At 45.8% G+C, this 14,098-nt stretch carries 12 protein-coding genes; 10 read left to right on the forward strand and 2 right to left on the reverse strand.

The window, feature by feature from the left end; all coding sequences use genetic code 11:
* The first annotated feature begins 31 nt into the window (after positions 1 to 31).
* The 8 genes from CWO13_RS20085 to CWO13_RS20120 are packed head-to-tail and all read left to right on the forward strand — an operon-like array spanning position 32 to position 7,770.
* Positions 32 to 535, forward strand: a complete 504-nt coding sequence (locus CWO13_RS20085; RefSeq protein WP_017062279.1) for an acyl-CoA thioesterase — start codon at positions 32 to 34, stop codon at positions 533 to 535.
* Positions 522 to 1,202, forward strand: coding sequence for a LolA family protein (locus CWO13_RS20090; protein WP_107899475.1), 681 nt, complete (start codon positions 522 to 524; stop codon positions 1,200 to 1,202). The genes CWO13_RS20085 and CWO13_RS20090 overlap by 14 nt, the downstream gene beginning before the upstream one ends.
* Positions 1,174 to 3,546 (forward strand): MMPL family transporter, encoded by a 2,373-nt coding sequence (locus tag CWO13_RS20095; RefSeq protein WP_108083431.1) that lies wholly within the window; start codon positions 1,174 to 1,176, stop codon positions 3,544 to 3,546. The genes CWO13_RS20090 and CWO13_RS20095 overlap by 29 nt, the downstream gene beginning before the upstream one ends.
* A complete protein-coding gene (locus CWO13_RS20100; protein WP_108083432.1) occupies positions 3,543 to 4,166 on the forward strand; it encodes a DUF3261 domain-containing protein in 624 nt (207 codons plus the stop codon). Before CWO13_RS20095 ends, CWO13_RS20100 begins: the two co-directional genes overlap by 4 nt.
* A 5-nt stretch (positions 4,167 to 4,171) precedes the next feature.
* Complete coding sequence (locus tag CWO13_RS20105; RefSeq protein ID WP_048669161.1) at positions 4,172 to 5,371, forward strand: beta-ketoacyl-[acyl-carrier-protein] synthase family protein; 1,200 nt, start codon at positions 4,172 to 4,174, stop codon at positions 5,369 to 5,371.
* Positions 5,364 to 5,828, forward strand: a complete 465-nt coding sequence (locus tag CWO13_RS20110) for a hotdog family protein (protein WP_102480677.1) — start codon at positions 5,364 to 5,366, stop codon at positions 5,826 to 5,828. The genes CWO13_RS20105 and CWO13_RS20110 overlap by 8 nt, the downstream gene beginning before the upstream one ends.
* Positions 5,825 to 6,550 carry a 3-ketoacyl-ACP reductase FabG2 gene (locus tag CWO13_RS20115; protein WP_019824153.1) on the forward strand — a complete coding sequence of 242 codons (726 nt, stop codon included), beginning with the start codon at positions 5,825 to 5,827 and terminating at the stop codon, positions 6,548 to 6,550. Before CWO13_RS20110 ends, CWO13_RS20115 begins: the two co-directional genes overlap by 4 nt.
* The gene (locus CWO13_RS20120) at positions 6,547 to 7,770 is read left to right on the forward strand and encodes a beta-ketoacyl-ACP synthase (protein ID WP_017062286.1); all 1,224 of its coding nucleotides are present in this window, start codon (positions 6,547 to 6,549) and stop codon (positions 7,768 to 7,770) included. The genes CWO13_RS20115 and CWO13_RS20120 overlap by 4 nt, the downstream gene beginning before the upstream one ends.
* Before the next feature lie 84 nt (positions 7,771 to 7,854).
* On the opposite strand, the gene gltX is transcribed toward CWO13_RS20120, so the two are convergent.
* On the reverse strand, positions 7,855 to 9,282 hold the full coding sequence (gene gltX / locus CWO13_RS20125) for a glutamate--tRNA ligase (RefSeq protein ID WP_017069020.1): 1,428 nt from the start codon (positions 9,280 to 9,282) through the stop codon (positions 7,855 to 7,857).
* A 331-nt stretch (positions 9,283 to 9,613) separates the two neighbouring features.
* On the opposite strand from gltX, the gene CWO13_RS20130 reads away from it, so the two are divergent.
* Positions 9,614 to 12,397, forward strand: coding sequence for a copper-translocating P-type ATPase (locus CWO13_RS20130; protein ID WP_102480680.1), 2,784 nt, complete (start codon positions 9,614 to 9,616; stop codon positions 12,395 to 12,397).
* Positions 12,387 to 12,827, forward strand: coding sequence for a DUF411 domain-containing protein (locus tag CWO13_RS20135; RefSeq protein WP_065675626.1), 441 nt, complete (start codon positions 12,387 to 12,389; stop codon positions 12,825 to 12,827). Before CWO13_RS20130 ends, CWO13_RS20135 begins: the two co-directional genes overlap by 11 nt.
* 247 nt (positions 12,828 to 13,074) lie before the next feature.
* On the opposite strand, the gene CWO13_RS20140 is transcribed toward CWO13_RS20135, so the two are convergent.
* Positions 13,075 to 13,731, reverse strand: a complete 657-nt coding sequence (locus tag CWO13_RS20140; protein WP_019824160.1) for an oligogalacturonate-specific porin KdgM family protein — start codon at positions 13,729 to 13,731, stop codon at positions 13,075 to 13,077.
* Between the last annotated feature and the right edge of the window lie 367 nt (positions 13,732 to 14,098).

The raw sequence follows: 14,098 nt of genomic DNA on the forward strand, positions 1-14,098 counted from the left end.
ACCCTTTACGCAATATTGTTGAGAGCGATTTATGTCTGAAATCCTTCACCCATTACAATCTGAGGTGACGCTTATCACCTCATTCCAAGATGCCGACCCAATGGGCGTGATCTATCACGGCAACTACTTCCGATTCTTTGAAGAAGTTAGGCGCATCATGATGGATAAGATTGAGTACAACTACCATGAGATGAAGGATTCTGGCTACATGTGGCCTATCATCGATACCCGCGTGAAATACATTAAGGCGATACCGTTTAATCACAAGATTAAGGTAACGGCGAAACTCACCGAGTGGGAAAATCGCCTGCGCGTCGATTATGAAATTCATGATGCTCTAACCGGTGCTCGAATGACACGTGCTCACACCATGCAGGTTGCCGTCACCATCGAAGAACAAGAGATGTGCTTTGCCTCACCCAAAGTGTTTACTGACAAAGTCGAACACTGGCACCAATTTGGTTGCTTACCTCTAGCAACTGAACATCAAACACAAACCTCTAACCCACAGCAGGTGAACCATGAATCTGTTTAAACGCAGTCGCAAATACATCAATATCGCGCTAATTGGACTTACTACGATGATGGCAAGCGGCCTTGTAGGCGCCAAAGAAAACTCTGCAGCTGTCAGTTCTATTTCAGAGCTGCAGACGGTGCTCAGCGAGAATAGTATTGTGCGTGGTGAGTTCACTCAAACACGCAATATGGAGATGTTCGCCCAGCCTTTAACGTCGCAAGGTACATTTCTGTTAGACAAATCAAGTGGCCTACTTTGGACGCAAACCACTCCGTTTCCCGTGAACTTAGTGCTCACCGATAACAAACTGAGCCAAAGGTTTGCCGATCAACCCGCAAAAATCATCACCGACAAAGAAAATCCAATGGCGTTTTATTTCAGCCATATCTTCTTGTCAGTGTTTCATGGGGACACGCAAAAACTTCAGGAACAGTTCGCACTCGATTTTGAGCCCGCAACTAACACCAGCTCTGATGAAAATGTACAAGCATGGACACTGACTCTAAAGCCAAAAAATGCACCGATGAATGCGGTGTTTGAGGCGATCACGCTGCAAGGCAACAGCGATATTGAACGTATTGAGTTGAAAGAGATTCGTGGAGATAGCACAGTGATCGAATTCAGTCAGTTAAGCCATCTACCGGAAGTATTATCAGATGCTGAAGCGAAACAATTCCAACTCTAGTCTTGCCCTTGTTTGGCTTGTTGTTGTAATGCTATTTAGCGGGTTGTTGATCAAACAATTCGCTTTTTCTTCGTCGGTACCGATTGAAAGCAACATTCTAAAGTTACTGCCCGAAAACCAGCAAGACCCAATGGTAGAGCAAGCCTTTCAGCAGATATCCAGCTCGATGAGCGAGCAAGTGGTATTTATCATAAGCGCTCCCGATATCGAACAAACCATGGTTGCGACTGACGCTTTTGAAAAAGCTCTCAACCAAAGAACTTTTTCAAATCAGCCAACTCTGTTTAAGCAAGTTCAAGGTAAAATCAACGCCAGCACTCAAAGCCAGTGGAGCGATTTCTATTTTCGTCACCGATCTCAACTGCTGACCCAACAACAAAAAGAGACGCTGACACACTCGCCTGATTCGCGAGCTCAATATGTCATTCAGTCTCTGTACAATCCATTCTCAGGCGTCACTGCAGCAGAGTTATCTCTCGACCCATTCTTGTTATTTCGCGACTACATCAGTGCTGTTGGCGTCCAATCAAGTAACTTTGTTCTGAAAGAGGGCTATCTCACGGCCCAGTCGAATGAGCAAACTCATATTTTAGTCACGGCTACTCTGGCGGGCTCACCTTATAGCTTGGCGATTCAAGAACAACTTCCAGATCTTGATTCAATTGAGCGCGAGGTCGAAAAACAATTTGGCGTCAAGGTGCAGCATACTGGTGTGGTGTTCTACGCCAATTACGGTACCGAAAGCGCGAAATCAGAAATCAGTACCATTGGTTTGGGCTCATTGGCAGGCGTTATTTTATTGGTGTGGCTGACATTTCGTAGTGCGCTACCACTTGCCTTATCTTTACTCTCAATCAGTACAGGATTATTGGTTGCACTGGCAAGCACTGTCGCTATCTTTGGTAAGGTGCATCTATTCAGCTTGGTGTTTGGCGCTAGCTTGATTGGCGTATCCATCGATTACTCTTTTCACTATCTCACTGACCGTTTGGCCGCAGGAAGCCACTGGCAGAGCGATAAAGGCCTAAAGCATATTTTCATTGCCATCACTCTAGGTTTAATCACCAGCTTAATCGGATACTTAGGGCTACTGGTTGCGCCATTCCCAGGCTTGCAGCAACTGGCTCTGTTTTCGTCGATTGGACTGATCGCAGCGTACGCCAGTGTGGTGTGCTGGTACCCCGTTTTAGCGGTAAAACCAGGCCAAGAGCGTCCTCTTCCCCTGTCGAAACTTTGGCATACTTGGTTAAGCCTTTGGAGCAACCACAAATTTAGAATTGGCTTACCGTTAACAGTAACTGTCGTTAGCTTGATGTCACTCAGTCAAATTCGTTACGACGACGATATTCGCCAGCTTCAGGCTATGCCAGAACAACTCAAACAACAAGAGCAAGCCATTACTGAAATATCAGGGTTAGGCAGTGGTCAAAATATGCTTTTGGTCACAGCTCAGAGCGACCAAAAGCTACTCAAGAAATTGACAGAAATCACCACAAGCTTAGATTCGCTGGTCAATAGCCAAGGTATCTCCGGGTATCGCAGCATCAATCAACACTTGTTAAGTAAACAAGAACAGCATGATAACTATCAGTTGGTTGAACAACTCTATAGCCAACAAAGTCATATATTACAAAGCTCTTTCGGTTGGTCTACCTTTCCAGAACTACCAAAATTCGAACCAATCACAGTATCTGGATTTTTGGAGTCTCCGGTATCAGAACCCGTTCGACCACTTTGGTTAAAACCTATCGACGGGCAAGCAGCGTCGGTCATTTTGATAAAAGACGTCACTGATGCTGAGCTGTTCTCACAGTGGTTGGAGTCAGATTTTGCTCAGAAGCAAGGTGTGAAACACCTCAATAAAGCGGATGAAATCTCCTCTCTTTTTGCTGAGTACCGCGTCAAGATTACCGAGCTGTTATTGATAGCATTGGCAGCTATTGGCATGCTGTTAGGCTGGCGCTATGGTGTGAAGCAAAGCCTGTTAATGCTGTTGCCTTCATTGATTGCAGGCGTTGCAGGTTTGGCGGTGACCGGAGTTTTAGGCTCGACACTGAACCTATTTAACCTGCTTGGTTTGATTCTGATTTTAGGGATTGGCATAGACTACACCCTGTTCTTTGCTGAGCAAAAGAAATCGCTGAGCACCTTATTAGCGATCACCTTGTCAGGTCTCACAACACTACTTTCATTCGGCTTACTGTCGCTGAGCCAGACTCATGCTATTCATAGCTTCGGGGTGACGGTTCTGACAGGGATCTTTGTCGCTTGGCTGCTTTCTCCACTCGCGATCAACAGTAGTAAAAACGTAGAAGGACCAATTACTCGAGAGGCTTTTAGATGATCCAGACATTAAAGGTAACCTTCGCCATACTAGTGGGCATTCTAATGAGTGCCTGCTCGATGGTTTCTCAGCAGCCAAGTGGTGCGAGCGTGTCTATCGATCAAGACACCGATCTAGCACTACCACTGCCAGCTGAACTGGGATACTCATTAACAGCCAGTCAGTTGATTAGCGCTACGTGGGAAAATGATACACAGCAGCTTCCGGTTCAAGTCGAAGTCACACCGGGTAAAGTGGTTTTGGCGGGGTTCTCCTCTTGGGGTACTCGCATTCTATCGCTGCAATACCAGAATCAAGTAATTGATACGCAGGTTTTGTCTGGGCTTGGCGCAACTTTGCCACAACCTGAACAGGTGCTATTTAATTTAATGCTTACCTTATGGCCGGCTGAAGCATGGGCTCAGCCTTTACAAAGCATAGGTTGGCACCTAGTCGATACCGACGAAACAAGAACCGTATTTGATGAAAACCAACAGGCAATCATTCAAATTGATTACCAAACAGATCCTGGTACACACAAAACGGCAGGCGACATTGTTTTCAAACATTTGACCCAGGGCTACAACATCACCATACAAACGTTGAACTCAACGATTGTCGACAATCCAAGTAAGAGTTGAACACTATGCCTATTTACATCCAAGACTGTGGTTTCCACTCAGCGCTAGGCTCTGAGGTTACCGATATTCATGGCTGTCTGAAAGACGAGCGTGAATCAAATATGGTCGAAGTGCACGATATGCTGAACGATGGTAAACATACTGTCGTTGGTCAGATCGCGGGTGAACTACCACCGATTCCTTCAGATCTTACGCAATACGCCACTCGCAACAATCAACTGGCGCTGTCGGCTCTTCACCAAATTGAAGATTCTATCGAGCAAGCCAAATCTCAGTTTGGCGCAGATAGAATTGCTGTTGTTATTGGCACCAGCACCTCTGGGATCTCCGATGGTGAAGCAGCCTTCAAACAAAAATTGGCAAACGGCGAGTTTCCAGCAGATTACCATTACTCAAAACAAGAGCTTGGTGATACCTCAGAGTTCGTTAGCCAGTATTGCGCATTAACGGGGCCAAACTACGTAATATCTACGGCTTGCTCATCCAGTGGCCGCGTATTTCTGACCGCCCAGCGCTTATTAGATTCAGGTATGGCTGATGCCGTGTTAGTGGGTGGTGTGGATACCTTATGTAAGCTGACACTCAATGGTTTCCACGGCCTTGAAGCACTCTCAACAACACATTGTAAGCCATTTAGTGCAACCCGAGATGGTATCAACATAGGAGAAGCAGCGGCATTTATGTTGCTCAGCAAAACAAAGTTAGCCGGTGTTAATGCAGCACAAGACACGTCAAACATTGCCTTATTGGGCTGTGGGGACAGCTCTGATGCACACCACATTTCAGCGCCTCACCCTGAAGGCAATGGTGCTGAACAAGCAATGAAAAAAGCGCTACATTCTGCACAGTTAAACGCAGAAGACATTGGTTATATCAATGCACATGGTACAGCAACGCCACTCAATGACTCGATGGAAAGTAAAGCCATTCATCGTATTTTTGCAAACAAGGTTCCCGTCAGTTCTACCAAACCGCTGACCGGGCATACTCTAGGCGCAGCAAGTGCGATTGAGGCTGCAATTGCGTGGCATATTTTGAAATATGACTTACCGCTTCCCTTACAAAAATGTCAGGATAAAGCTGAAGATATTGAGATTGATTTGGTAAACTGTTCACAGAAACTTAAAGCAAAGAACATCTTAAGCAACTCGTTTGCTTTTGGTGGCAACAACATTAGCCTGATTTTTGGTGTAGTAAATGACTGATATCCCTTCTGTAGACCAACTTCTCCCTCACGATGATCCGATGATATTAATCGATCGTGCTATCAGCGTAGAAGCGTTGTCGATCCACTGTCAGGTCGATATTGGTGACCATAATCTGTTCTTTGACGCCGAATCTCAAACGGTCCCAGCTTATGTTGGCATCGAGTTTATGGCGCAGTCTGTAGCGGCGTGGTCTGGATACCATGCGCTGAAAAGCGGCACCACTCCCCCTATCGGTTTTCTGCTTGGCTCTCGTCGCTATAAATCACTGTGTGATGAGTTTACTCAAGGTCAGACCCTTGATATCTATGCCGAACAGCTTATGGAAGACAGCGGCATGGCCGTATTTACCGCAAGAGTCGAAGACCAAGGCGAGTTGGTAGCTCAATGCCAACTCAATGTTTACGTGCCAACCGAACAAAAATTACAAGAAATGAAAACTAGGAGCCCATCATGACCCGTCAGGTTTTAGTCACTGGTGCCAGCAAAGGCATTGGTAAAGCGATCGCTATTCAACTCGCGAAAGACGGATTTGAAATCGCCGTTCATTACATGGGTGACAAGCAAGGTGCTGAGGAGACTCTACAATCGATCACCGAGCAAGGTGGCGCTGGACGTCTTATCCAATTTGATATCAGCAACCGCAGCGAGTGTCGCGAAAAGCTTGAGTCTGATATCGCTGAACATGGTGCTTACTATGGTGTAGTGAACAACGCGGGCATTACTCGTGACACTGCATTCCCCGCGATGACGGAAGAAGAGTGGGATGGTGTGATCCATACCAACCTAGATAGCTTCTACAACGTACTTCACCCTTGTGTCATGCCTATGGTTCAAAAGCGTAAAGGTGGCCGTATCGTCACTCTAGCGTCGGTATCCGGCATTATGGGTAACCGTGGTCAAACTAACTATGCGGCAGCAAAAGCGGGGGTGATTGGCGCAACTAAGTCTCTTGCTCTAGAACTCGCAAAACGCAAGATCACGGTAAACTGTGTCGCTCCTGGCTTAATTGACACAGGTATGGTTGACGAGCACGTGAAAGATCATGCACTTCCTCAAGTACCACTGCGCCGTATGGGTGAACCGGAAGAAGTAGCCGGCCTAGTCAGCTACCTAATGTCTGATATTGCAGGCTACGTAACTCGCCAAGTGATTTCAGTAAATGGAGGCTTAGTATGACCCGCCGCGTTGTTGTAACTGGAATGTCTGGTGTTACTGCTTTTGGTAACGACTGGCAACAGATAGAGCCTAAGCTAAAGGCCTGTGAAAATGCGACTCAATATATGCCAAGCTTCGAGCAATATGATGGTCTCAACACAAAACTTGCCGCGCCTATTGATGACTTCCAACTGCCTAAACACTACAAGCGTAAGCAAGTGCGTGGCATGGGCCGTGTATCACGCCTAGCTACCGTTGCGACTGAGAATGCATTGGAGCAAGCCGGCTTAATTGGTCACGATGTATTGACCAATGGCGAAACTGGTATCGCTTACGGCTCTTCAACTGGCAGTACCGATGCGGTTGGTGCTTTCGGAGTAATGCTGAACGAGAAGTCGACACGAGCAATCACAGCAACCACTTACGTTCAAATGATGCCACACACAGCCGCGGTAAACGTAGGTCTGTTCTTTGGTCTGCGTGGCCGCGTGATTCCCACCAGCAGCGCCTGTACTTCAGGAAGCCAAGCCATTGGTTACGCCTATGAAGCGATCAAGCATGGTTACCAAACCGTAATGGTTGCCGGTGGTGGTGAAGAGTTATGCCCAACTGAGTCTGCCGTTTTCGATACCCTTTTCGCTACCAGTTTAAAAAACGACACACCCAAGAAATCCCCTAGCCCATACGACAGCGAGCGTGATGGCTTGGTTATCGGCGAAGGCGCTGGAACCCTGATCCTTGAAGAGTACGAACATGCTGTTGCTCGTGGCGCAAAGATCTACGCAGAAATCATAGGTTTTGCGAGCAACTGTGATGCGGCTCATGTGACTCAACCTCAGATGGAAACCATGCAAATCTGTATGGAGAAAGCATTGAGAGACGCACAACTTCCAGCTGAGAAGATTGGCTATGTTTCTGCGCACGGTACTGCGACTGAAAAAGGTGATATTGCAGAGAGTAACGCGACAGCGAATATCTTTGGTGAAGTACCAATCAGCTCTCTTAAGAGTTACTTTGGCCATACGCTTGGTGCGTGTGGTGCAATTGAAGCGTGGCTCAGCCTAGAGATGATGCATAGCGGTTGGTTCAGCCCAACCCTAAACCTTAAGAATGTCGATGAACAGTGCGGCAAGCTCGATTACATCACGGGCTCAGGTCGCGAATTGGATGTTGAATACTTGATGAGCAACAACTTTGCTTTTGGTGGAATCAACACCTCTATCATCTTCAAGAAAGTCTAAGCTTAGCTACATAAAACGCTAAGTAAATAAAAAGGGCCAGTAACCAAGTTACTGACCCTTTTTTGATTCTATCAATCGCTCAAATTAAGCGTTAGCTTCACGCTCAGCGATGAACTCAAGAGCCATCTTGATACGAGCGATTACGCGCTCTTTACCAACAAGCTCCATCACTGCATCAACAGAAGGAGACTGACCGCCGCCTGTTACTGCTACGCGAAGTGGCATACCGATTTTACCCATGCCGATCTCTAGCTCTTCACATACTGCTGCGATCACACCGTCTTTGATGTTTGCAGTCGTGAAATCTTCAAGCGCTTCAACCTTAGCAAGCGCAAGCTCTAGCGGGCCTTTAGCAACACCACGTAGGTGCTTCTTCGCTGCGCCAGCTTCAAACTCAGAGAAATCTTCGTAGAAGTAACGAGATTGCTCAGCAAGTTCGATAAGCGTGTTACAACGCTCGCCAACTAGCTTGATCACTTCAGTGATAGCTGGACCGTTTGTTGTATCGATCTTCTGTGCGTCTAGGTGCCATTGCAGGTATTTTGCAACGTACTCAGGCTCAGATGTCTTGATGTAGTGGTTGTTCAACCAAAGTAGCTTATCAGTGTTGAATGCAGAAGCAGACTTGCTGATAGCGTTCAGGCTGAAGAATTCAATCATCTCTTCTTGAGAGAAGATCTCTTGGTCACCGTGAGACCAGCCTAAACGAACTAGATAGTTGTTTAATGCATTTGGTAGGTAACCTTCATCGCGGTATTGCATTACAGAAACAGCACCGTGACGCTTAGAAAGTTTCGCACCGTCATCACCAAGAATCATTGCACAGTGAGCGAACGTTGGAACTGGCGCGCCTAGTGCTTCATAGATGTTGATTTGACGAGGTGTGTTGTTGATGTGGTCTTCACCACGAACAACGTGTGTGATACCCATGTCCCAGTCATCCACTACTACTACGAAGTTGTAAGTTGGTGCACCGTCTGTACGACGAATGATCAGGTCATCAAGTTGGCTGTTTGCGATTTCAATGCGACCACGGATTTGGTCATCAAATACTACGCTGCCTTCTTTAGGGTTACGGAAACGGATAACGCACGCATCGCCTTCTTTTGCTGCTTCGTTTGCTGCAACAATTTTAGGGTGGTTAGCATCGTAGCGAGCCATTTCCTTGTTTTCTTCTTGCTCTGCACGAATTTCATCAAGCAGCTCTTTAGACGCGTAGCATTTGAATGCTTTGTCTTCAGCAAGTAGCTTATCAACCATTTCGTTGTAACGGTCAAAACGCTTAGATTGGTAGTAAGGACCTTCGTCCCATTCCATACCCATCCATTGCATGCCTTCTAGAATTGCATCAACCGCTTCTTGAGAGTTACGCTCAAGGTCTGTGTCTTCGATACGTAGAACGAATTCACCGCCTTGGTTTTTAGCGAATAGCCAAGAGTAAAGTGCAGTACGTGCACCACCAACGTGAAGATAGCCAGTTGGGCTAGGAGCAAAACGAGTTTTAACCGTCATTTAAATACCTTGATTATGTAGGTGATTCTTTTAGTGCTCGCCATTACAAAGCCTGTAACAGAAAAATATCACTAAATTTTGGGCGCTATTTTATCACCACCGCTTAAATCTACAATCAGTAGTGAATGATTAATGCACTGTTGTTGTACGAAAGCTGTTATTGAAAGACTAATTACGTCTTCAAAGTAGCAAATCGATGGTATTAGCCTGTAGATTATAGTCGCACATTCTTTATTCCCCTCTCTCATTCCCAAATTGAATCCACCAGCTAATGCACCACTAAGATCAAATTCTTGAATTTATGTTTGACCTTACCCTTACGGGAAGGTTTATGTTGGGCGTAGATGAGAATTGGAGTATCGATATGAACCACTACACAACCGCGCTCAACGGCTTAAATTGCATGGGTTGTGCGAAGAAAGTCCGCACCCTGTTTGCTGATCTCGACAACACGACGATCAATGATATATCGCCGACCTACATCGATATTTCGACTCCATTTAATTACGTTCAACTCAACGAACAGTTGGCGACGCTTGGTTATAGCATGGGCAATAAACTGCACCTTTCGTTATCCGGTCTTAGCTGCGGTAAGTGCGTTAGCAAGCTGACTCAAGCACTTGAACAAACCGAGCAAATCTCAGACCTAGAAATCAGCAAACATGAATTGTCCTTGGTTACTCAGCTTTCAGAACCCGAGCTTATTGAGTTGATCGAAAGCGTGGGTTATCACGCGGCTTCCTACTCAGAAGTTAATGAGCCTTTATCTAATTCAGATTCAGAATACGATAAAAAAACAGCGCCAGTGGAGCCGACACAAGATAAACCTGCTGCTAGCCAATATACCTATCACCTTGTTCTTGAGGGAATGACGTGTGCGAGTTGTGTTTCTTCGGTAGAGAAAGCACTGAAAAAGAATGAGTTCGTCGACCAAGCTCAGATCAATCTCGCAGAACAGACAGCCTTAGTTTTCACCTCTAAAACACGAGACGTCATCGAAAGCGCGCTAATAGAATCCGTAAAAACCGCAGGTTATGGTGCAGAGTTCGTTGATGACGCGGCGACTCAACAACAAAAACAGCAAGAACAACAACTTCGTACCCAAAAAGCTTTCCTAAAAAATTCGGTAAGCGCGCTGCTTATCGGTGCTCCGCTGATGGCGTGGGGTCTGTTTGGTGGCAGCATGACTATTGCTACATTTAACGACCAATTGGCTTGGGGCTTAATCGGTGTCGTCTGTTTGGTACTGCTAGCCACTTCAGGTCGTAGCTTCTTCACCAATGCTTGGCAATCACTGATGCACAAGCGCGCGACCATGGATACGTTAGTTGCTTTGGGTACAGGCGCAGCATGGTTCTACTCCATGCTAGTTGTGTTGATTCCGTCATGGTTCCCTGAGGCCTCTCGCCATGTCTACTTTGAGGCGAGTGCGATGATCGTTGGTCTAATTTCTTTGGGCCACTACATTGAAGCCAAAGCCAAAGCTCGCACCACAAAATCACTACAAGCTTTGATTAACCTACAACCTCAAAAAGCGGTGGTGATTGTCGATGGCAAAGAACAAACTATTGCTGTAGAAGCTATCCAAGTAGGCATGCAAGTACGCGTCAAACCGGGTGAGAAAGTGCCAGTTGATGGTGTTGTGGTATCGGGTGAGTCTTACATCGATGAATCCATGTTGACCGGTGAACCACTTCCCAACGTTAAATCGATGAGTGATGGCGTTTCAGCGGGCACTATTAATGGTGATGGCAGCTTAGTTATTGAAGCGACAGGAATTGGCTCAAGCACCATGTTGGCTAGAATCATTCAAATGGTTCGCCAAGCACAAAGCAGCAAACCAGCAATTGCGAAACTAGCCGATTCTATATCTGCCATTTTCGTACCAGTTGTAGTCGCGATCGCAGCTGTTGCAGCCCTAGTTTGGTTTTTTGTAGGCCCACAGCCAAGTGCCAGTTACATGCTTGTTGTATCGACCACTGTGCTGATCATCGCTTGTCCATGTGCATTAGGCTTAGCCACACCGCTTTCGATTACTGTCGGCGTTGGTAAAGCGGCTGAGTTTGGCGTTCTGATCAAAGACGCCGATGTGTTGCAATCTGCAAGCAAAATCGATGCTGTTGTATTTGATAAAACAGGCACTCTAACCCAAGGTAAACCAAGCGTTCAGCAGGCGTTTTACCCTAATCTAACGGAACGGGAATTACTGGCTTACGCTTATTCAGTGGAAGTAGGATCTGAGCACCCACTCGCCAAAGCCGTTTGCCAATATGCAGAGAGCTTGCATGTTTCAGCACTCCCACACAGCGACTTTGAAAACCGCCGAGGCCTTGGAGTACAAGCCAACATTAACGGAAAACACGTCCAAGTCGGCTCTCTTAAATACTTAACCCAACTTGGTATTGATACTCAAATAGGCCGTGACTTTATCGAACTTTGCCGTACACAAGCATGGACGCCAATCTTCGTAGTCATCGACCAAAAACTGGTAGGCATATTAGGCATTTCAGACGCATTAAAAATAGATAGCACACAAGCCATTGCTCAACTAAAATCCGCCGGAATTCACACTGTGCTATTAACAGGCGACAACGATTCTGTTGCTCAAGCGATTGGCAAAAGCGTCGGTATTGATGAGGTTATCTCGGAAGTACTACCAGAGCAGAAAGCTCAGCATATTGTTCAGCTTCAACAACAATATAAAAGTGTGGCTATGGTTGGAGATGGCATTAACGATGCACCAGCGCTTGCTCAGGCCGACATAGGTATCGCAATGGGCAGTGGCAGTGATGTTGCGATTGAAAGTGCACAAATGACACTCCTCAACTCGTCGCCACTGTCTGTAAGCAACGCGATCGAGCTATCTCAAGCGACCGTAAGAAACATGAAGCAAAACCTATTTGGTGCCTTCATCTACAACTCGCTAGGCATTCCAATAGCAGCCGGTGTGCTCTACCCACTTTTTGGATTTTTGCTTAGCCCAGTAGTTGCAGGTGCAGCAATGGCGATGTCGTCAATTACTGTGGTAAGCAACGCCAACAGGCTGAGATTGTTCAAACCCACTCATTCTAATATCAATAATAACCATATTCATGAGGTTAACCATGATTCGTAAAGTTATGACTCTTACTGCACTCGCTGCAATTTCAGGACAGGCTTTGGCTACTGATGTGCTAAACCATAAATCTCCATATTGCGGCTGCTGCACTGAATGGACGGAGCATATGCGTGATTCCGGGTTCGATGTAACAGAGAAGCTCCACGATGATATGAACCCTATCAAGCAAAAGTTAGGCGTAACACAAGAGCTGGCTTCTTGCCACACCGCAGAGATCGACGGTTATGTATTTGAAGGTCACATTCCAGCAGAAGACGTAAAAGCCTTTTTAGAAAACCCACCACGTAATGCGATTGGTTTGGCGGTTCCGGGTATGCCAATGGGCTCACCAGGCATGGAGTATGGCGATAAGAAAGACGAGTATTCTGTGTATGCGTTTAATGAAAAAGGTCAGGTGTTTGAATACCGTCACTACAACGGGAAATAGAACCTAAACAGACCAACACACAACTATAAAAAAGAAGTCATAAAAATAGAGCCTAGCATTCAGTAAACCCAAGACTGTGGTTTACTTGCTAGGCTCTTTGCTTTTGGACAGTAAAGCAAATCTTGTCGCGGCACTAACCGGGCTGTTGATACCGCTATGTTCCCCTCGCTAATTAGCTAGCAAGCTATTTAACAAAGAAGTTCATTCAGCTAATAATCGAATCGACTAAACAGCTAAGCGAATCAGCTTAGAAGCCGTAAGAAGCACCGAATACGAATGCGTTGTTAGCATTATCAGCTTGGTTACGGTACTCAAAGTAAGGTTGAACACCTTGACGAGTCCATGTAGCACGAAGCTCGTGGTCCATTGTGTTGTCAGCATCGCTGATTACGTATACGTTGTTGTAGCTAAGCGCTAGTTCAGCATTTACTGCATAGCCGATACGGTTATCAAAACGAGTTTGGTCGTCAGCTTTGCTGTCTTCCATTGCGTGGTAACGAGTACGGTTGCTGATAGAGATACCGTTGTCGAAGTTATAACCGATCTTAACTAATGGACGATACTGAACCGTTTCGCCGTTGTTTAGTAGGTGGTGGTAACCAGCAGCAACCCATAGGTTGTCGTTGATGTTGTACATCTGCTCAACACCAAGAGTGATGTATGGAGAGTTACCTAGACCGCTATCTTGGATTGCGTCGTTGTCGTACTTACCAAGAGAGATACCATCAAACTCTGTTAGTAGCGTTGTACCTGAATCAAACGTGTGGCCCGCTTCTAGCGTAGACGTAGCGTTTGGTTGGAAATCAGAGTGAAATTGAACGTTACCTGTAACGTAAGAAGAACCAGCAAAAGCACTAGAAGCGAAAGCAAGAGAAAGAGCACTTAGAGCGATAATTTTTTTCATAGTAAACTGCCTTAGTTTGATTTTTTCAGCGGCATATCTTCGGTACATCATTCACCTTCACCGCTTGAGTAGTTGGTCGCCTCCCTGGCATGAAATCTATGTTGCTCGAATTAATTTGCGTTTCAAAATAAAAGGGGCGACAGAGTGATCCCTCTCACTATCAAAAAAAGACAAGTTATTTAACTCTTTAAAATCAATAATTTAAAAACATAAAAATTGATAAAAAACTCAAGATGGAAAAATATACAGATCGGGATCACGTTATTTCATGAAGAAAAATTAGATTCAGATAGTTGAATCACATCTGATTTAGAGTTTTTTACAGGGGACTTATTTTTTGAAGAGAATAATGAGAAGCGCGTCACTT

Source organism: Vibrio sp. ZF 223 (genome assembly GCF_003050585.1).
GTDB classification, from domain to species: domain Bacteria; phylum Pseudomonadota; class Gammaproteobacteria; order Enterobacterales; family Vibrionaceae; genus Vibrio; species Vibrio crassostreae.